The 383-nt window shown below is 36.6% G+C and carries 1 protein-coding gene; it reads right to left on the bottom strand.

Translation table 11 applies throughout. The features are described 5' to 3' along the window. The coding region (locus CHH91_RS17965) for an RNA-guided endonuclease InsQ/TnpB family protein (protein WP_141234194.1) at positions 1 to 383 on the bottom strand (383 nt) is incomplete at both ends.

Below are 383 nucleotides of genomic sequence, written 5' to 3'. Positions count from 1 at the left end.
CAGCGACACTTTTACCAAACTTCAGTGATTGTGACATCCCTTTCATATCTAAATCTTCAATCACAACCGCATCAAAGTTAGCTACTAGTTCCTTTGATTGATGGTGAAGAAAGTTCTTCCGTTGATTAGCGACTTTTTCATGAATATTGGCTACTCGAATCCGTTGTTTATTCCAATTCGAAGAACCTTTTTTCTTACGGGATAGTTTGCGTTGTTCTTTTGCTAATCGATCCAGCATTTGTCGATAAAACTTAGGGTAATTGGCTTTCTTCCCTTCGCTATCAACAAACAGCCCATCCATCGCAAAGTCTAATCCTACAACGTTTTGAATTTCTTTGTCTTTAATTTCTTTTTCGTACTCTGTTAGAATCGAAATAGAATAT

Source organism: Virgibacillus sp. 7505 (genome assembly GCF_002272135.1).
Taxonomy (GTDB): Bacteria; Bacillota; Bacilli; order Bacillales; family Amphibacillaceae; genus Terribacillus.
The sequence above is the reverse complement of the archived record's forward strand: the minus strand, read 5'-3'. Positions and strand labels throughout refer to the sequence as shown.